This window comes from Streptosporangium amethystogenes, assembly GCF_000721075.1.
Classification (GTDB): Bacteria; Actinomycetota; Actinomycetes; order Streptosporangiales; family Streptosporangiaceae; genus Streptosporangium; species Streptosporangium amethystogenes.
Map to the genome: position 1 here is coordinate 1 of NZ_JOEQ01000050.1, position 18,001 is coordinate 18,001.

Here is an 18,001-nt window from a genome sequence, read left to right on the forward strand (position 1 = left end):
CCCCCGATCGCCTGCAGTGGGCGATGAACCACTGCCTGGCGCAGATCGGGATCGAGCGCGCCGAGCACCGCGCCCGTGCGATCGACATCGGCGAGCGCCTGGAGGTGCTCAAGGACTACCCGACTTCCCCGGGCTGTACGTCTCCGTTCGCGCCTGTCTGGATCACCGAGATGGTGCGCAGACAGCCACGGTAAGACGGTGAGCCGGCGGTGGCGAATGAGGGCGGCGAGCACTCCTCACTCCGCCCCGAGCCCGCCCCGGCCTCCTTGCGCGGCGGGCGACGGCGGGTAGTCGTCGACGGTCATGGAGTTGTAGAGGCGTGCGCTCTTGGTGGTGAGGCGCAGGAGGGCGCGGCTGGGTCCCGCGGGCAGGGCGGAGATCAGGCGGGCGCCCTGGGCCAGTCCCGACACGCCGAGGCGGGACGTGGGGATCAGGGTCTTCGCCGCGCTCAGCGCGACCGCGTGGCTGCCGCGCACGTGCTCCGCCATCGCGCGCTCGTAGGCGAGGAAGGCGCGCTCGTGGTCGCAGCCCGCCCGCGCCAGCTCCCCGGCGAGGACGTACGCGCCGACGACGAGGTCGAAGCGGCGCGGCGCGGCGTTTTCGAACCGCCCCTCGCCGTCGGGCGAGATCGCGGTGATCGAGTCACCGAAGACATACTCGACGTCGTCACGCGTGGCGTCGTAGTAGATCTCGCTCAGGTCATCGCGCATGATCTCGACGTGCCGGTCGGAGGTGGCGCTGAAGATCTTGGAGAGGTCCGCCCGGACGGGACGTCGTGCGCCCTCCCGGTAGACGGTCATCCGGTTCGCGCCGGTGGCCCGCTCCTCGACGCGCGGGAGCACGCCCATCTTCTCCGAAATGTTCATCGCGGGCCGGAACAGGTCGACCGTGTGGCCGCCGGTCCTGCGCAGGGTCGGCGCGCGCTCGACGACGGTGACGGAGAAGCCGTACCTGGTGAGCCAGTACGCCAGCACCGGACCGGCGACGCTGGCGCCGGAGATGAGAATCCGCACGGCACCCCTCCTTGTCATTCAGTCCACCCGTACGGCGTGGACCGCGGTGAAGGCCAGCAGGAGGCCGGCGGTCCGCGGCGGATCCTCAAGCAGGGGCGAGTGCCCGAGACCGGGCAGCAACTCGACCTTCGCGCCCGGAACGGCGCGGTAGTCGGCGGCGGATGAGGATCGCCATCTGCGGTCGTCCTCGCCGAAGATCACCAGTAGCGGCTTGCCCAGGACCGTCAGCCGATCCGGCAGCGCCCGCTGCTCCAGGTAGGAGCGGGTGGCCTGCATCGTCGTGGTGAGCGTGTGGTAGGTCATAACACGCACCTCGTCCAGGAGTTCGTCGGGGATCCGGTAGCCCGCGCGGCTGAAACCGGTGCTCGCGAACCGGCGGATCTGCTCGTCGGTCAGCGGCCACTGCGAGGGGCCGATCGCGGCGGATTCCGGTGCGATGAAGGCGTCCAGACTGGGGCCGGTGTTGACGAGCGCGAGCGCGGCCACCAGGTCGGGCCGCTGTTCGGCGAGGGCGGTGGCGACCACGCCGCCGCTGGAATGACCGACGACCACGGCGTGCTCGACGCCGATCCGGTCCAGTGCCACGCCGGCCCGGCGTGCCTGGTCCGGGATCGTGTAGCTGCGGTCGGCCGGCTTGGCCGACCGGCCGTGCCCGAGCAGGTCGATCCGGATGACGCGGTGAGATCCGGTCAGCAGCGGAACCAGCGGGTCCCACGAGCGGGTCGAGGATGCGGACCCGTGGATGAGCAGGAGTGCGGGGGCGTCGCGGGGGCCGTCCTGGCACATGTGGATGTCGCCGTCGTCCAGCGACAGGATCGAACTCTCGGTGCCGCCGTTCACGTACGGGCCGCCGTCAGAAACAGTCATGAGCCCACTGTCACAGCCGGTACCCGCCGACGGATTGGACGAATGTTCCCCTCAGCCGGCTCATGTAGCTTGGGACGGTGCGGACGTTCGTGCACGGCGCGGTTGTGTGGGACGTCGCGTGCCCGCGGCGGCCCAGCCGGGTGGCCGGTGTCACCATGGCCGGGTTCCGTGTCCGTGACCTCGACGCGCTCCGGATGGTCCCGCACCCGGCCGTGACGCTGCTCCTGGAGTTCGGCGCCGGCTCGCCCGTCCTTGGCTGTGCCGCCGGGCGGCAGCAGCGGGGAAGCATGGTCGCCGGGCCCGGGGTCGGGTCCGGAGGCGCGGTCCGGGCGTGGGGAGAGAACGTCGAGTGCGTGCAGGTGCGGCTGTCCCCGGTGATCGCACGCGCGGTTCTGGGCGCCTCCCCCGCCGACTTCGACGGTGCCCTCGTGTCCCTTGAGGACCTGTGGGGCCGGGAGGCGTCCCGGATCAGCGAGCGACTGGGCGATGTCTCGTCGTGGCAGGATCGCTTCGCGTTGGCGGACGCGCTGCTCGCCCGCCGGCATGAGGCGGGGCCGCCGGTGGACCCGGAGGTGGCCTGGGCCTGGCACCGGATCGTCGGCAGCCGTGGCCGGGCCCGGGTCGACGGACTCGCGGCCGAGGTCGGGTGGAGCCGTAAGCGGCTGTGGTCCCGGTTCCGGTCGCAGCTCGGCCTGCCGCCCAAGCGCGCCGTGAAGCTGGTCCGCTTCGACCATGCCGCCCACCGCCTGGTCGCGGGTGAAAGCGCGGCCCAGGTCGCGGCCGACGCCGGCTACGCCGACCAGTCCCACCTGCATCGGGACGTCATGGCGTTCACCGGGGCAACCCCCGCGACCGTGGCGGGCGAGCCGTTTCTCGCCGTTGACGACATCGCGTGGCCCGGTGGTGCCCAGGCTGAGCCGAGCGTGGTTCCGTGGACATCTGTCACATAGCCGGCGGTACACAACGTTCCATGTGTGGTCAGCAGGCCTGAAGATTCTTCTCGATCGCCGTTCCTCGAACCGGCTCAGCCGTTTTCGCGGGCGAGCCAGGCGACGGTCCGCCGTAGCCCTTCCTCCAGCCCGACGGTGGGCCGCCAGCCGAGGGTCTCGGCGGCGGTGGCCGGGTCGGCGATTCTGGCGCTGTCCAGCGGTCTGTCGGTGAGCGCGCCGTAGCGGGGGCCGATCCGGGCGCCGACGATCTCAGAGAGCAGGTCCACGGTGTCGCGGATCGAGGTGCCCGTCCCGGTGCCGATGTCGAAGGCGCGGCCCGCCACGTCCGGGGCCGAACCCGCCGCGAGGAAGGCGTCGACCACGTCGTCCACGTACACCCAGTCGAGTTCGCGCGTCCCGCTGCCCAGCTCGGGCTCCTGGCCGCGCAGCAGGGACAGTGTCACGTAGGGGACCAGCTTCAGGGTGTCCTGGTGGCCGGGGCCGTAGACCATGCCGATCCGCAGGTTGCAGACCTGGACGCCCCACAGGTGGTGGAACATCCGCGCGTAGCCGTCGGCGGCCCACTTGGAGGCCGCGTAGGGCGAGGACGGTGCCCTGTCGCCCTCCTCGGGCCGTAGCTCCTCCAGCGAGCCCGCCAGCACCACCCGGGTTCCCGGGGCGTCGGTGACCGCTGTGAGCAGGTTGACCACGCCGGTGAGGTTGCTGTGCAGCATCGGCAGCACCAGCCGGGGGTCCCTGGCCCCGGCGACCTCGCTGGCCAGGTGGAACACGACCTCCGGGCGGACGGAGGTGAGGAGCTTCTGCACCGCGCCCTCGTCGGCGACGTCGGCGACGTGCCAGGTCTCGCCGTCCGCGCTCTCCCTGACCCGGCGGCCGACCGCGTGCACCCGCGCGCCGCACGCGCCCAGGCGTCGCACCAGGTGTGCCCCGATGAAGCCGCCGGCTCCCGTCACCAGCACCCGCCTCCCGCGCCAGTGATCCTCTGCTCCGTGTACGGGGGCCGGGCTTCGCATCTGAGCTCTCCCTGTTCGAGCGAGGTTCTGCAGGAATTCATACCGTGCGACGCCGGATATCGGCAGGCATTGCCGAGAATCCGGGAAAAGCGATGAGGCCCGCTCCGAAGAGCGGGCCTCATCACGTGGTACGGGTATCGGGTCAGCCGATACGCCAGGTGTCCCCGCCGAGCAGCAGGTCGTTCAGGTCGCCGGGACCCCGCTCGTCGACGGCCTCCTGGAGTTGCTCGGCCATGAGCTCGTCGTAGGAGGGGCGTTCGACGCTGCGGAAGACGCCGATCGGGACGTGCTCGAAGGCGGGCTCGTCCAGCCGGGAGAGCGCGAAGGCCAGCGAGGGGTCGACCCGGTGGGCGTCGTGCACGAGGATCTCGTCCTCGCTCACCGACGACCTCGGCACGACCTCGATGCCGCCGTCGGCCGCCCGGCGCACCGCCTTGGAAGCCGAGGCGATGGGCCGGCCGTGCTCCAGGCGGAGCGTGATGTCGTCACGCCGCTCCGGGTCCTTCAACTGCTCGAAGGCGTTGTCGTTGAAGATGTTGCAGTTCTGGTAGATCTCGACCAGCGAGGTGCCCCGGTGCTCGGCGGCCTCGCGCAGCACCGACTGCAGGTGCTTGCGGTCGGAGTCGATGGTCCTGGCCACGAAGGAGGCCTCGGCGCCGATGGCCAGCGAGATCGGGTTGAACGGCTTGTCCAGCGAGCCCATCGGGGTGGACTTCGTGATCTTGCCGACCTCGGAGGTCGGGGAGTACTGGCCCTTGGTGAGACCGTAGATCCTGTTGTTGAACAGCAGGATGTTCAGGTTGACGTTGCGGCGCAGCGCGTGGATGAGGTGGTTACCGCCGATGGACAGCGAGTCGCCGTCACCGGTGATCACCCAGACCGACAGGTCGGGACGCGAGGCGGCCAGGCCGGTCGCGATCGCCGGGGCGCGGCCGTGGATCGAGTGGAACCCGTAGGTGTCCATGTAGTACGGGAACCGCGAGGAGCAGCCGATGCCCGAGACGAACACCATGTTCTCGCGCTTGAGGCCGAGCTCGGGCACGAACGACTGGACCGCGGCCAGGATGGCGTAGTCACCGCATCCGGGGCACCAGCGGACCTCCTGGTCGGTCTTGAAGTCCTTCATGCCGAGCTTGACCTCGGACTTCGGGACCAGCGAGAGCCCCCCGCCGGTTCCGGGGACGGACAATTCGGTACCACTACTCACTGTCGATCACGTCCTGGATCACGCCGGCAAGTTCTTCGGCCTTGAACGGAAGTCCGCGCACTCGGTTGTAGCTGATGATGTCGACCAGGAAGCGGGCGCGGAGCAGCAGCGCGAGCTGGCCGAGGTTGATCTCCGGCAGGAGCACCTTGTCGTAGGCGCGCAGCACCTCGCCGGTGTTGGCGGGCAGCGGGTTGACGTGCCGCAGGTGGGCCTGGGCGACCTTGCCGCCGGCCTTCCTGATGCGCCGCACGGCCGCCGCGATCGGCCCGTAGGTGGACCCCCAGCCGAGCACCAGCACGCGGGCGTCGCCGTCGGGATCGTCGACCTCGAGCGCCGGGATGTCGTGGGCGATCCCGTCGATCTTGGCCTGGCGGATCCTGACCATCCGGTCATGGTTGTCGGGATCGTAGGAGATGTTCCCGGTGCCCTCGGCCTTCTCGATGCCGCCGATCCGGTGCTCCAGGCCGGCGGTGCCGGGAATCGCCCAGGGGCGGGCGAGGGTCTCGGAGTCGCGCTTGAACGGCAGGAAGGTCACGCCGTCCTCGGCGTTCGGTCCGGAGGCGAACTCGGTGGAGATGTCGGGCAGATCGGCGGCGTCGGGCACCTTCCACGGCTCGGAGCCGTTGGCGAGGTAGCCGTCGGAGAGCAGCATGACCGGGGTGCGGTACTTCACCGCGATCCTGGCCGCCTCCACCGCCGCGTCGAAGCAGTCGGAGGGGGTCGAGGGGGCGATGATCGGCAGCGGCGACTCGCCGTTGCGGCCGTACATGGCCATCAGCAGGTCGGTCTGCTCGGTCTTGGTGGGCATGCCGGTGCTGGGACCCGCGCGCTGCACGTCGACCACGATGAGCGGCAGCTCGGTGGTCACCGCGAGGCCGACGGTCTCGGCCTTCAGCGCGACACCGGGCCCGGAGGTCGTCGTGATGCCCAGCGCGCCGCCGAAGGAGGCACCGAGCGCCGCGCCGACGCCCGCGATCTCATCCTCGGCCTGGAAGGTGCGGATGCCGAACCGCTTGTGCTTGGAGAGCTCGTGCAGGATGTCGCTGGCCGGGGTGATCGGGTAGGACCCGAGGAAGAGCGGCAGCTTCGACTGCACCGAGGCGGCGATCAGGCCGTAGGCGAGCGCCTGGTTGCCGGAGATGTTGCGGTACACGCCGGGGGCCAGTTTGGCCGGCTTGACCTCGTAGGAGACCGAGAAGGACTCGGTGGTCTCGCCGTAGTTCCAGCCCGCCTGGAAGGCGGCGATGTTGGCCTTGGCGATGTCGGGCTTCTTGGCGAACTTGGTCTCCAGGAACTGGATCGTCGCCTCGGTGGGACGGTGGTAGAGCCAGCTCAGCAGCCCGAGGGCGAACATGTTCTTGGACCGCTCGGCGTCCTTCTTGGACAGCGCGAAGCCTTCGAGGGCCTTGACGGTCAGCGAGGTCAGCGGCACCGAGTGGATCCGCCACGCGGCGAGCGAGTCGTCTTCGAGCGGGCTGACGGCGTAGCCCACCTTCTGCAGGTTGCGCTTGGTGAACTCGTCGGTGTTGGCGATGATGTCGGCGCCGCGCGGCAGGTCCGAGAGGTTCGCCTTCAGCGCGGCGGGGTTCATCGCGACCAGGACGTTGGGCGCGTCACCCGGGGTGAGGATGTCATGGTCGGCGAAGTGGAGCTGGAAACTCGACACGCCCGGCAGGGTTCCTGCGGGGGCGCGGATCTCGGCGGGGAAGTTGGGGAGTGTCGACAGGTCGTTGCCGAACTCAGCCGTCCCGGCGGTGAAGCGGTCGCCGGTCAGCTGCATGCCGTCACCGGAGTCACCGGCAAAACGGATGATTACGCGTTCGAGTTGCTGAACCTGCTTGGTCACAGCTCAGTCCTCCTCGACGCGACAGGGCGCCGTTGCTCGTGGCACATTCTTTTTTCCATGCTAGATCCTCGGGGTCACGCGTAGTCTTTTCGCGTTCCACTCGGCGGGGGAGAGCGACCCGTGTCGCGCATCCTCTGCGGCCGCTGAGTCGAAACCTGGGGCGCGGATGTCGCGTTTGCAGCCGGATCATGGCCTACGTGGAGGTCACGATCGCGGACGGCCGTCCCGACACAGCCCCGCCGCGAGCCGGCACAGGTCGACGTGCAGGCGGGCGAAGAGGACAGTTGAGGTCACGCTGCCCAACTATATGTCCCGTCGTGGACGTGCTCTCATCGCCTCAGGCTATGGCCCCATAGCTCCAGGTTATGACATCGGCTACCGGTCCAGTGCCGTCGAAACGCCCCCGGATTCGTAGATTCGGCCGGGCACCATCTCACCCAGGCCGTACAGCTCGGGGACAGTGACAAAGATATAGCCCGCCGCGGAGAGTCGGCGCAGGATTTCCGGGGCCGCGTCGACCGTCGCGGAGTGGGAGTCGTGCAGGAGAACGATCGCTCCGGGCTCGGCGCGGGCGACGGTCCGGTCGGCGATCGCCCGGGGGTCGGCGTCCTGCCGGTCCTCGCTGTCCACGTTCCAGCGCACCAGGGCCATGTTCAGGCGGCCCGCGATGGCGGCCACCTGGATGCCGCCGTCGCCGTACGGCGGGCGCATCAGGGTGGGGGCCTGGCCGATGGTCTGGGCGATCGTGTGCTGCGTGCGGATGAGCTGGTCGGAGATCTTGATGGAGGGCAGCATGGTGAGGTCGCGGTGGGACCAGCCGTGGTTGGCCACCAGGTGTCCCTCGTCGCGCATCCGCCTGAGCAGGTCGGGCCGTGCGGAGGCGTTGGAACCGATGCTGAAGAAGGTCGCCCTCGCCCCGTGGGCACGGAGGATGTCGAGCAGCCGCGAGGTCTCGGGGCCCGGCCCGTCGTCGTAGGTCAGCGCCACGCACCTGAGCCTCGCGCAGTCCACGCTGCCCGCCTTGGAACTGCGCGCCGGAGGCTTGTCGGTGCTCGCGGCCTTGATCTCCTCCCGCGACATGGGGACCGGAACCTTCTTCGCCTGCACGGCCGCGCGCTGTGCCCGCAGCCCGACCTCCGACAGCAGCGGCGCCGCGGTCGCGGACGGCACGGCGACCGCCACCCGGCCGGCGACCTCCAGCCCCACCTGCTTGTCGTCGAACTCCACGACGAGGTCGCCGCGCGGGTTGAAACCGAGGGAGTCGAACATCTCCCGGTCCGGTCTGAGCGCGTTCGGGGTCACCAGCGGTCCCCGCAGCGCCAGCTCGCTCCTGACGATCCCGGCCAGCGTGACCAGCGCGGGACGGCCGGCGAGCAGGTCGGCGGAGTCGAGGACGCGCCCCTTCGTCCGGTCGTACCAGACGGTGGTGCGCGCCTCGCTCCAGCCCGACTCCATGGAGTGACCGATGCGCAGCCGTACTCCCAGGACCTCGGGGGACGCGGCGGCGAGCTGCCAGTCCACGTTGAACTCGGGCTTGGGCAGGGTGTCGGCGGGGGAGCCGGACCGGGTGAACCTGTCGAGCTCCTCGCTCACGGTCCCATGGAGCTTCTCGGTGAGGCGGGGAGCGTCGGCGACGGCCGGATAGACGGCGTGCACGTGCAGGTTTCCCGTCTCTCCGGAGAACAGGGTCCGGGTGTTCAGGCCCTGGACCGCGGAGGGGTCCACATAATTGATCAATGTGGGCTCCGAGGGCATGGGGGCCTGCGCGGAAGGGGGGTTGGCTACGCCGCAACCGGCGATCGTCACGGCCATCCAGGCGATTCCTCCGATGAATCGCAGGTTAGGCATGAAGTCACCATAGGGGCGGTAATAGTGCATTTACCCGGATTTGAGATTAAGTGCACGGAGGCTTTAGTGGCGGGCTTCGCCGCATGACGGGAAGGGCGGATACTGCTATAGGTAGGGCGTACGGCGGATCCGGCGAGTCCGTACGGCAGGCCCCGAAGAGGAGAGGCCATGAGCGGATATTTCGGCTCTTATGTGGTGGTCCTCGCGCTGTTCGCGATCGGCCTGCTGATCGTCGCCGGGGTACTGCTCGTCAACCGGGCGCTCCGGCCCAGCCGACCCACCGCCGAGAAGCTGCTCACCTACGAGTGCGGCGTCGACCCGGTCGGTGACGGCTGGGCCCAGTCCCAGGTCCGCTACTACGTGTTCACCTACCTGTACGTGATCTTCGCGGTTGACGCGGTCTTCCTCTTCCCCTGGGCGACGATCTTCGCCGAGCCGGGCTTCGGGACGACCACCCTGGCCGAGATGTTCGTCTTTCTCGGCTTCATCGCGCTCGGCATCCTGTACGCCTGGCGCAAGCGCGTGCTCACCTGGACCTGAACCGGGCGAGCGCGAGCACCGACCCTGAAGGAGAATGCGTGCCATGGCAGATCTCCCGATGCCCACGGTGGGCCCGGCCGCACGGCTCGCCCCCAAACCCATGCGCTTCATCCTCAACTGGGGGCGTCGCTACTCGCTGTGGGTGTTCAACTTCGGACTGGCCTGCTGCGCCATCGAGTTCATCGCGACCTCGGCGAGCAGGCACGACTTCATCAGGTTCGGGGTCATCCCGTTCGCCAACGGTCCCCGGCAGGCGGATCTGATGATCGTCTCGGGCACGGTGACCGACAAGATGGCCCCCGCGGTCAAGCGGCTCTACGAGCAGATGCCCGATCCCAAGTACGTGATCTCCTTCGGTGCCTGCTCCAACTCCGGCGGCCCCTACTGGGACTCCTACTGTGTGACCAAGGGCGTCGACCAGATCATCCCGGTGGACGTCTACGTCCCCGGCTGCCCTCCTCGCCCCGAGGCACTGCTCCACGGCATCATGATGCTCCAGGAGAAGATCGCCGCCGAGAACCTGGGTGACCGCTATGCCTGACCTGCACCCCTTCACCCACGGAGAGAACGCCCGGGTGTCGGAGTCCTTCGGCTACCGGACCGTCGACGTGGACGCCGACGACTGGATCGCCCTGCTGGAATCCGCCAGATCCCAGGGGTACGAGTTCTTCGACTGGCTGACCGCGGTGGACGAGCCGCCGGAGACCCTGGCGGTCGTCGCACACCTGTTCGCCCCCGCCTCCCACGCCCACCTGCTGCTGCGTACCAGGGTGGCCCGCGAGGACCCCCGGCTGCCCAGCGCGGTCGGCGTCTTCCGCGGAGCCGACTGGCACGAGCGCGAGACCTTCGAGATGTTCGGCGTCGTCTTCGAGGGCCACCCGAACCTCGTCCCGCTGCTGCTCCCCGAGGGCTTCGAGGGGTTCCCGCTGCGCAAGGACTTCGTACTGGCCGCCAGGGTCGCCAAGGCATGGCCGGGAGCCAAGGAACCCGGCGAGTCCGACCACGGCTCGCCGAGCCGCCGCAAGACGCTCCCACCGGGGGTGCCCGCCGACTGGGGGCGCGAGCGTGGCGGCTGAGACATCACGGCGACCCGGCAGGCTTCTCCCCCCGAAGGACCGGAGGTAGGCATGATCGCCGAGGTGCTCGACGTAGCGGTCCGGCTGGTCGTGATCGTCGCGGTCTTCCTGGTGCTGCCGCTGGTCGCCGGGCAGATGGAGCACAAGGTCATGGCGCACATGCAGGCGCGCCTCGGCCCCATGTACGCCGGAGGCTTCCACGGCTGGGCACAGCTGATCGCCGACGGGGTCAAGTTCATGCAGAAGGAGCAGGTGATCCCGGCCGCCGCCGACCGCAGGGTCTTCACCCTGGCCCCCGGCGTGGCGCTGGTCCCCTATCTCCTGGTGATGGTCGTCATCCCGGTCGGGCCGGGGCTGGTCGGGGTCGACCTGGACGCCGGGCTGTTCTTCGTCCTCGCCGTGATGGGGATCGGCGTGCTCGGCTCGATCATGGCCGGTTGGTCGTCGGGCAACAAGTACTCGGTCCTGGGCGGAATGCGCTCGGCGGCCCAGCTCATGTCGTACGAACTGCCGCTGGTCCTCGCGGCCTCCAGCGTCGCGATGGCGGCGGGCACGCTCTCCCTGCCGGGCATCGTGGCGGCCTGGCAGTGGTGGTGGCTGCCCTGGCAGGCGATCGGCGGCGTGATCTTCTTCGTCGCGGGACTCGCCGAGCTCCGGCGCCCGCCGTTCGACATGCCGATCGCCGACTCCGAGCTCATCATGGGCCCGATGACCGAGTACACGGGCATCAGGTTCGCCCTGTTCATGCTGGCCGAGTACGCGGGGATCATCGTGGTCTCCGCACTGACCAGCGTGCTGTTCCTGGGCGGCTGGCACGGCCCCCTCCTGCCGGGGCCGGTGTGGATGCTCATCAAGGTCTTCCTGCTGGTCTTCGTGGTCATCTGGCTGAGGGTGAGCTATCCCAGGCTCCGTGAGGACCAGCTGCAGAGGCTCGCCTGGGCCGGCCTGGTGCCGCTGGCACTGGTCCAGCTCGCGTTGACGGGAGTTGTCAGGGTCATCGCCGGGTAACCTCGCACCGCGCGCCCGCACGGGTTTCCCGCTCGGCCCACCGTACGGATGATCTGACGTTCGAAGCGCTCAGCCTGGGCAGGGAGCAGTGCACCCTGCGACATCACTTGCCAAGGACGGAACGGATGACCCTCGCGCTTGCCGTGGAAAACGACGAACTGGTCGTCGATGTGCCGGAACACGCACCGGTGCGGCTGCCGCTCGCCGGTGAGAGCCGGGCGAGCAGGCTGCTGATCTTCGGCTACCCCGGCAGGGGCAGGACGAGATACGGCCTGGCGGTGCTCGACGAGTCCGGCCTGGTCATGCTGGAGGCTCCGGGGTCCCGGTCGAGGAAGGCGGTGGAGGCGTTCGCCGCGGGCAACGGGCTGGAGTTCGAGTTCCGGGCGTTCGACACCCCGCAGCAGGCCAGGGTCGCGCTGGCCCGCAGGTCGCCGAGATGGCGCGCGGTGACCTGGCGCAGGGCGCCCGCACCCCTGCCGCGCCTGCGCGTGCCCGGCGCGAGAAGCCTCAGGCCGCCACTGAGCTCGCCGAAGGTGTGGTGGCGCGAGCAGTTGCTGTACGTGCTCATGTGGGCGGTGCTCGCCTATGGGGCGGCCTTCGTGGCGCTGGTGCTCCTCAACCTGACCAACACCCGCGCCGACGTCACCCGGGGAGACGTCGCTCAGGGAGACGCCACCTGGGGGATGGAACCGCTCGGGGTCGCCGCCCTGGTGCTGGCCGGGCTGACGGTCGTCGGGGCCGTCGTCGTGATCGGGATCGGCCGCCGCAGGTCCCGCGACCAGACCGCCCAGGGGCGCGTGCTCAGGCGCGGGGGCCAGCCGCACTGTCGTCTGGTGGTCGTCCACGGCCGCCTGCTGCTGGAGACCGCGCGCAGGACCCGCGAGCTGGACGTCTCCGAGCTGCTGCTCTACTCGGCGGAGTCCGGCGTGACCGGCCTGCTGCTGGGCGGAGGGCTGTTTCATCTGCCGGGGCGTTGGAACGCGGAGGACGTCGAGCGCTTCGCCGCGGGCAACGGCCTTGAGTTCCAGGCTCGCTCGCTGACCCACGAGGAGTACCTGGACCTGACGGCGGGGGCGAAGGACGCGGTCCCCTGACCCGCCGGCCGGGAATGTCTACTGCACGATCCGCAGCATGATGTCGGAGGCGGTGGGCCGGTTGCGGGGCTGCTTGTCCAGGCAGGCCGCGGCCAGCGGGCGCAGTGACTGGGGCAGAGCCGTCAGGTCCGGCTGGTGGTTGATCACCCGGTTCAGGATCGCCGGGATGGTGTCCTCACCGAAGGCCACCCGGCCGGAAGCGGCGAAGATCATGGTCGAGGCCCAGCTGAACACGTCGGTCTCCGGGCCGACCGTCTCGCCCGCGAGCTGCTCGGGCGACATGTAGGCGGGGGTGCCCATGATGTTGCTCGACGTCGCGGTGGCCTGGTCGAGGGCCCGGGCGATGCCGAAGTCGATCACGCGGGGTCCGTCGGCGCCGATCAGCACGTTGGCCGGTTTGAAGTCCCGGTGCACCACGCCGGCCCGGTGGATCGCGGCCAGCGCGCCCGCCGTGGCCAGGGCCAGCCGGGTCAGTCCGTCCTCGTCGCGCGGACCCTTGTCGCGGACCAGCTGCTCCAGGGAGACGCCCTCCACGTACTCGCTGACGACGTACGCCTGGTCCTCGTTGATGTTCACGTCCAGCACCCGGGCCGTGGAGAACGTCGCCACCCTGCGCGTCGCCTCCACCTCCCGCAGGAATCGCTCCCTGACCGCCTGGTTACCGTTGAAGTGCTCGTGCAGCACCTTGATCGCGACCTTCTGCCCCTGCGGGGTGAGCGCGAGGTGGACCGTCCCCTGGCCGCCCTTCCCCAGGCTGCCGATCAGGCGATAGGGCCCCAGCCAGCCCTGGGGGGCCGGGGTGTGCTGAGAGCTTTGGTGGTTCTGGCCCTGTACGGCGTGGGTGGGCGGGCCCTGGGGGAATTGGCTCTGGGTGAATTGGCTCTGCGCGTACTGGGGCGGCCGGTCGTCACGCTGACGATGCTGTGCCTGCGGGTATCCGCCGTGCCGCGGAGGCTCCGGGTGCCGCTGTGGCGGATGCTGGACCGAGGCCACCGTGGGACCGGTCTGGTAGGGCGGGCGTCCGTACTCCGGCGGCGGTCCCGGGCGGAACTCCTGGAGCGGCTGCTGCCGGAACACCTCCCCCCTGAGGATCAGTGCGTGGCCCAGCCCGCCGAGCCAGCTGCCGAACAGGCCGATCATCTGTACGGCCTCCAGCCAGACCGGGGTGAGATCGGAGCTCCCGTAGATCCCGGAGGTGATCACGAAGGTGCCGATGCCGAGGCCGTAGAGGGCGGCGGCGAGGGCCAGCAACGGGCTCCGCAGCCGGCGCGCGGCGTGTCCGATGACGAACGGCGTGCCGACACCGCAGGTCAACAGGGGGACCAGCGCCCACACCACGCTCCACGCGGTGTTGGAGCGTGCCGGTGGTCGCGGCTGCCAGGCCGGTCCGTACTGGTGGGACATGTGCCGAACAATACGATTTTTTCAGGATCTCCGCAGTCCCTTCTCTGTCGACCCGGTGGTTGAGGGGCGGTTATCGAACACACAGTCTGTGGATAACTTCTGTGGATAACGTGAGTTCCCCTGCCGTGCCGGTCTGGAGGGCCTACCGCATTCCCGAGCGCCCCACTGTGCGTCATGATGTTGAGTTGTGGCACGGATACCAGGAGTGGGGTTGGTGAAGGGACTCTCCGTCACCCTTCGCCACATGCTGAGCAGATCGGTGACTCAGCAGTACCCCGAAGTCCGGCCGGATCTGCCCCCGAGGAGCAGGGGGGTGATCGCGCTGGTCGAGGAGAACTGCACGGTGTGCATGCTCTGCGCTCGCGAGTGCCCCGACTGGTGCATCTACATCGACTCCCACAAGGAGACCCTCCCCGCCCCGGAGGGGGGCCGTCCCCGCGCCCGCAACATGCTCGACCGGTTCGCGATCGACTTCTCCCTCTGCATGTACTGCGGGATCTGTATCGAGGTCTGCCCGTTCGACGCGCTGTTCTGGTCTCCGGAGTTCGAGTACGCCGAGGGTGACATCCGTAACCTCCTTCATGAGAAGGAGAAGCTGGCCGCCTGGGCCCAGACCGTCCCGCCGCCCCCGGCCCACGAGCCGGGCGCCGAGCCGCCGAAGGAACTGGCGGCCACCTCCCGCCCGGTCCGCCCCCGTCCCGCGCCGGCCCCCAAGGCTTCCACGGCTCCCGCGCCCGAGGCCCCGGAAGTTCCCGAGGAGCCACCCGCGCGACGTGTCCCGCCACCCGGCAGGCCGCCTGGGACAGGCCCCTCGGCGGGACACGCGAGCGTCCGGGCCATCCGGCCGCCGGGTGCGCTCCCGAAGAAGGAGACTCCGTCCACAGGCGAGTCGTCCGCCGAGAAGTTATCCACAGGTAGGGATGACGTTCCTCCGAAGGCGGCACCGCCGGAGCAGACTTCTTCCACGGATTCGAGTGGAGAGCCCGAGGAGGAGACGTGACCGAGGCGCCGTCCTATCTGTCGCCGACCGGGCAGGAGATCGTCTTCCTCCTGCTGGGTGCGGTGGCCGTCGGGTCGGCGCTGCTTACCGTGACCACCAGACAACTCGTCCATGCCGCCCTGTGGCTGGTGGTCTGCTTCGGCGCGCTGGCCGGGTGCTACCTGGTCCTCACCGCCGAGTTCGTCGCCTGGGTCCAGGTGCTGATCTACGTCGGCGCGATCGTCGTCCTGCTGCTGTTCGGCATCATGCTCACCCGCGCTCCGATCGGCAGGAGCGCCGACCTCGACAGCCCGAACCGGCCGGCCGCCGTGATCGTGGCGATCGCAACCGCGGCCGTGCTGGTCACCGTCGTCGTCGACGGCTTCCGGATGGCCTACGTCCCACTTGAGCCCGGCGGCGGTTCGGCCGGGGAACTCGGCGCGAGCATCTTCCGCAACTGGGTGCTTCCATTCGAAGTGCTCTCGGTCCTGCTGCTGGCGGCACTGATCGGCGCCATCGTCCTGTCCCGCACCGACATCCGCGGGAGGGACTGAAGGTGCACGTCGTCTACCCCCTGGTCGTCTCGGCACTGCTCTTCTCCATCGGCGTGTACGGCGTGCTCGCCCGGCGCAACACGATCCTGGTGCTGATGTCCGTCGAGATCATGCTCAACGCCGTCAACCTCAACCTGGTCGTCTTCGACGTCTGGTTACGCGACCGGCTGCACAGCGGGCAGGTGCTCACCCTGTTCGTCATCGTGATCGCCGCCGCCGAGGTCGGTCTCGGCCTCGCGATCGTTCTCGCGCTCTACCGCAACCGCCAGACCATCGACCTCGACCGTCTCCGCTCCCTGTCCGAGCCGACCGAGCCCGAGCCCACCGACCCCGGGGCCACGAACCCCGGGCCGGTCGACCCCGGACCCGATGGCATCCAGCCCACCGGCCCCGGATCCGCCGCCCCCGCCGGGGCGGCACTTTCCGGCGAGGCCGGTGCCCACTCCCCGCCTCGGACCCAGAACCCGGCCGAGACCCGGGGCCACACCCTGGCCGCGACCCGCACGCGACAATCCCGGTTTCCCGCCGGATCCGAGACGGACCCCAGGCCGGGTGACGCGTCATGATCACTGTCGCCTCGCTCGTGATCCTGCTGCCCTTCCTCGCCGCGGCCACCGGGCTTCTCGGTTCCCGCTTCCCCCGGGGGCTTCGCGGTGCGACGCCCCTCGACCCCGGCACGGACCTCAACGCCGGAGCCAACCGCCGGGCCGCCTGGATCGCCGTGCTGCCCACCGCGCTCTCCACCGCCCTGGCGATCTGGCTGGCCTACGCCACCTGGGCGGCCACCGGCCAGGGCGGAATCGAGCCGGGGGTCCCGATCGGGATCGGCGGCCAGGGCGCGGCCGACGGCGTCACCGCGACGTTCACCGTCATCGAGACGGGGTCGGTGCCGATCTCGGTCGGGCTGCTCGTCGACGGCCTCGCCGCGTCGATCGCGGTGCTGGTCACCGTGGTCGCGCTGGCCGTGCAGGTCTACTCCATCGGCTACCTGCACGGTGACCGGCGCTACCCGTCCTACAGCTCCTTCATCAGCCTGTTCACCAGCGCCATGCTGCTGGTCGTCTACGCGGCGGACCTCCTGGTCCTCTACGTGGGCTGGGAGATCATGGGCCTGTGCTCGTACCTGCTGGTCGGGCACTGGTGGGAGGAGCGGGCCAACTCGCGGGCGGCGATCAAGGCCTTCCTCGTCACCCGAATCGGCGACGTCGGCTTCCTGTTCGGCATCTTCGTCCTTGGCACGGCGGCCGGCAGCTTCAGGATCGCCGACGTCATCGCCGGGGTCCCCGAGATGTCGTCCGGCACGCTCATCGCCGCCACCATGCTGCTGCTGGCCGGGGTCGCGGGCAAGAGCGCCCAGGTGCCGCTACACGTCTGGCTCCCCGACGCGATGGCAGGACCGACACCGATCAGCGCCCTCATCCACGCGGCCACCATGGTCGCCGCCGGGATCTTCGTCGTCGCCCGGCTCTATCCCGCCTTCCTCGGCGCCCGCCCCACCCTGGACGTGCTCGCGGTCCTGGCCGCCCTCGGCATGCTCGGCGCGGCCCTCGCCGCCCTGGCCCAGGACGACCTCAAGCGCGTCCTCGCCTACTCCACGATCAGCCAGCTCGCCTACATGGCGGGTGCCCTGGCCGCGGGCTCACCGGATGCCGCGATCTTCCACCTGATCACCCACGGGGCTTTCAAGGCACTGCTCTTCCTCTGCGCCGGAGCGGTGATCCACGTGGTCGGCTCCAACCTGATGAGCACGATGGGAGGTCTCCGCCGGGAGCTTCCGGTCACCTTCGCCGCGATGACGATCGGCTTCGCCGCCCTGATGGGCCTGCCTCCGGCCAGCGGCTTCTTCAGCAAGGACGAGATGCTGGCGGGCATCGAGCATTCCCTGTCCGCGGGCCCGCTGACCGACGCCGCGGCCTTCCTGCTCTACGGCTGCGCCCTCGCCACGATCGCGGTGACCGGCGCCTACGCCACCCGTGCGTGGCTGCGCACCTTCTTCGGGCAGCGTGCCTCGCGGCCCGAGCCCGTGGCGGGCGAGGCCCACGCCGCCGTATCCGAGGTGCCGGCCACCATGAGCCGGCCCATCGTCGTCCTGGCCGTTCCCGCCCTGCTCCTCGGCTTCGCCCGCATCGGCGACGTCCACTGGGGCACCGCCGCCCTCAGCCTCACGGTGGCACTGCTGGGCGCGGGGGCGGTCTACGCGGTGTGGCGCTCCGCGCCCCAGACCGACCCGGCCCGGGTGCTCGGCCCCTTCCGTGTCCCCTGCGAGCGGGCCTTCTACGTCGACTCCGTCTACACCAGGCTCCTCGTCCGGCCCGTGTTGCTCCTCGCGCGCCTCGTCGTCCGCACGGACAACCGCGTGGTGGACGGCACGGTACGCGGCTCGGGCCGGGCGACCCTGAGACTGGCGGGGCTGGTCCGCCTGGTGCAGAACGGCAATGTCCAGCTCTACGTCACCGGCCTGCTGGCGGGCGTCCTCCTGATCGCGGCCGGGGCGGTGATCTTCGGGTGAGTTCTCCGTCTCTCCGGGGCGGCGTGGACGCCGCCGCGCCGCTCTCCACCCGTCTGGCGGTGACGCGCCGTTGACATCTCCCCGGCGACCGAA

16 protein-coding genes and 2 pseudogenes are annotated in these 18,001 nt (G+C 69.9%); 11 read left to right on the top strand and 7 right to left on the bottom strand.

Annotated elements, in window-relative coordinates; translation table 11 throughout:
• Positions 1–194: pseudogene (locus tag IG98_RS0139995) on the top strand (DNA alkylation repair protein); the annotation flags it as partial.
• 42 nt (positions 195–236) lie between these two features.
• On the opposite strand, the gene IG98_RS0140000 reads toward IG98_RS0139995, so the two are convergent.
• Positions 237–1,013, bottom strand: coding sequence for an FAD-dependent monooxygenase (locus tag IG98_RS0140000; protein ID WP_037972553.1), 777 nt, complete (start codon positions 1,011–1,013; stop codon positions 237–239).
• 18 nt (positions 1,014–1,031) lie between these two features.
• Positions 1,032–1,880: an alpha/beta fold hydrolase gene (locus IG98_RS0140005; protein ID WP_030925021.1), complete on the bottom strand. Its 849-nt coding sequence runs from the start codon at positions 1,878–1,880 to the stop codon at positions 1,032–1,034.
• A 77-nt stretch (positions 1,881–1,957) separates the two neighbouring features.
• On the opposite strand from IG98_RS0140005, the gene IG98_RS0140010 reads away from it, so the two are divergent.
• The gene (locus tag IG98_RS0140010) at positions 1,958–2,830 is read left to right on the top strand and encodes an AraC family transcriptional regulator (protein ID WP_051753536.1); all 873 of its coding nucleotides are present in this window, start codon (positions 1,958–1,960) and stop codon (positions 2,828–2,830) included.
• A gap of 74 nt (positions 2,831–2,904) precedes the next feature.
• On the opposite strand, the gene IG98_RS0140015 is transcribed toward IG98_RS0140010, so the two are convergent.
• The 4 genes from IG98_RS0140015 to IG98_RS0140030 form a co-directional block, all read right to left on the bottom strand.
• The gene (locus tag IG98_RS0140015; RefSeq protein ID WP_051753537.1) at positions 2,905–3,843 is read right to left on the bottom strand and encodes an NAD-dependent epimerase/dehydratase family protein; all 939 of its coding nucleotides are present in this window, start codon (positions 3,841–3,843) and stop codon (positions 2,905–2,907) included.
• A 142-nt stretch (positions 3,844–3,985) separates the two neighbouring features.
• Positions 3,986–5,032 carry a 2-oxoacid:ferredoxin oxidoreductase subunit beta gene (locus IG98_RS0140020; protein WP_030925030.1) on the bottom strand — a complete coding sequence of 349 codons (1,047 nt, stop codon included), beginning with the start codon at positions 5,030–5,032 and terminating at the stop codon, positions 3,986–3,988.
• 10 nt (positions 5,033–5,042) lie between these two features.
• Complete coding sequence (locus IG98_RS0140025; protein WP_030925032.1) at positions 5,043–6,896, bottom strand: 2-oxoacid:acceptor oxidoreductase subunit alpha; 1,854 nt, start codon at positions 6,894–6,896, stop codon at positions 5,043–5,045.
• Positions 6,897–7,271: 375 nt separating this feature from the next.
• On the bottom strand, positions 7,272–8,744 hold the full coding sequence (locus IG98_RS0140030; RefSeq protein WP_169750274.1) for a polysaccharide deacetylase family protein: 1,473 nt from the start codon (positions 8,742–8,744) through the stop codon (positions 7,272–7,274).
• A 168-nt stretch (positions 8,745–8,912) separates the two neighbouring features.
• Here IG98_RS0140030 and IG98_RS0140035 point away from each other — a divergent pair, with 168 nt between their 5' ends.
• From IG98_RS0140035 to IG98_RS0140055, 5 genes are all read left to right on the top strand, one after another.
• Positions 8,913–9,284 carry an NADH-quinone oxidoreductase subunit A gene (locus IG98_RS0140035; RefSeq protein ID WP_030925037.1) on the top strand — a complete coding sequence of 124 codons (372 nt, stop codon included), beginning with the start codon at positions 8,913–8,915 and terminating at the stop codon, positions 9,282–9,284.
• Between the two features lie 43 nt (positions 9,285–9,327).
• Positions 9,328–9,825: an NADH-quinone oxidoreductase subunit B gene (locus tag IG98_RS0140040; protein WP_030925039.1), complete on the top strand. Its 498-nt coding sequence runs from the start codon at positions 9,328–9,330 to the stop codon at positions 9,823–9,825.
• Entirely contained in the window at positions 9,818–10,360 is a 543-nt protein-coding gene (locus IG98_RS0140045) for an NADH-quinone oxidoreductase subunit C (RefSeq protein ID WP_030925041.1), read from the top strand. Before IG98_RS0140040 ends, IG98_RS0140045 begins: the two co-directional genes overlap by 8 nt.
• 51 nt (positions 10,361–10,411) lie before the next feature.
• Entirely contained in the window at positions 10,412–11,368 is a 957-nt protein-coding gene (gene nuoH / locus IG98_RS0140050) for an NADH-quinone oxidoreductase subunit NuoH (protein WP_425428149.1), read from the top strand.
• Between the two features lie 125 nt (positions 11,369–11,493).
• Positions 11,494–12,462 carry a hypothetical protein gene (locus IG98_RS0140055; protein ID WP_030925047.1) on the top strand — a complete coding sequence of 323 codons (969 nt, stop codon included), beginning with the start codon at positions 11,494–11,496 and terminating at the stop codon, positions 12,460–12,462.
• Between the two features lie 18 nt (positions 12,463–12,480).
• Here the strand turns inward: IG98_RS0140055 and IG98_RS47820 are convergent, their stop codons facing one another.
• Positions 12,481–13,866 carry a serine/threonine-protein kinase gene (locus IG98_RS47820; protein ID WP_084195998.1) on the bottom strand — a complete coding sequence of 462 codons (1,386 nt, stop codon included), beginning with the start codon at positions 13,864–13,866 and terminating at the stop codon, positions 12,481–12,483.
• A 244-nt stretch (positions 13,867–14,110) separates the two neighbouring features.
• On the opposite strand from IG98_RS47820, the gene IG98_RS49625 reads away from it, so the two are divergent.
• The 4 genes and pseudogenes from IG98_RS49625 (at position 14,111) to IG98_RS0140080 (ending at position 17,908) form a co-directional block, all read left to right on the top strand.
• Complete coding sequence (locus IG98_RS49625; protein ID WP_084196000.1) at positions 14,111–14,866, top strand: NuoI/complex I 23 kDa subunit family protein; 756 nt, start codon at positions 14,111–14,113, stop codon at positions 14,864–14,866.
• Entirely contained in the window at positions 14,863–15,399 is a 537-nt protein-coding gene (locus IG98_RS0140070; RefSeq protein WP_030925054.1) for an NADH-quinone oxidoreductase subunit J family protein, read from the top strand. The genes IG98_RS49625 and IG98_RS0140070 overlap by 4 nt, the downstream gene beginning before the upstream one ends.
• Before the next feature lie 2 nt (positions 15,400–15,401).
• Positions 15,402–15,704 (top strand): annotated as a pseudogene (gene nuoK, locus IG98_RS54690) (NADH-quinone oxidoreductase subunit NuoK); the annotation flags it as partial.
• A gap of 257 nt (positions 15,705–15,961) precedes the next feature.
• The gene (locus IG98_RS0140080; RefSeq protein ID WP_030925059.1) at positions 15,962–17,908 is read left to right on the top strand and encodes an NADH-quinone oxidoreductase subunit 5 family protein; all 1,947 of its coding nucleotides are present in this window, start codon (positions 15,962–15,964) and stop codon (positions 17,906–17,908) included.
• The last annotated feature ends 93 nt before the right edge of the window (positions 17,909–18,001 follow it).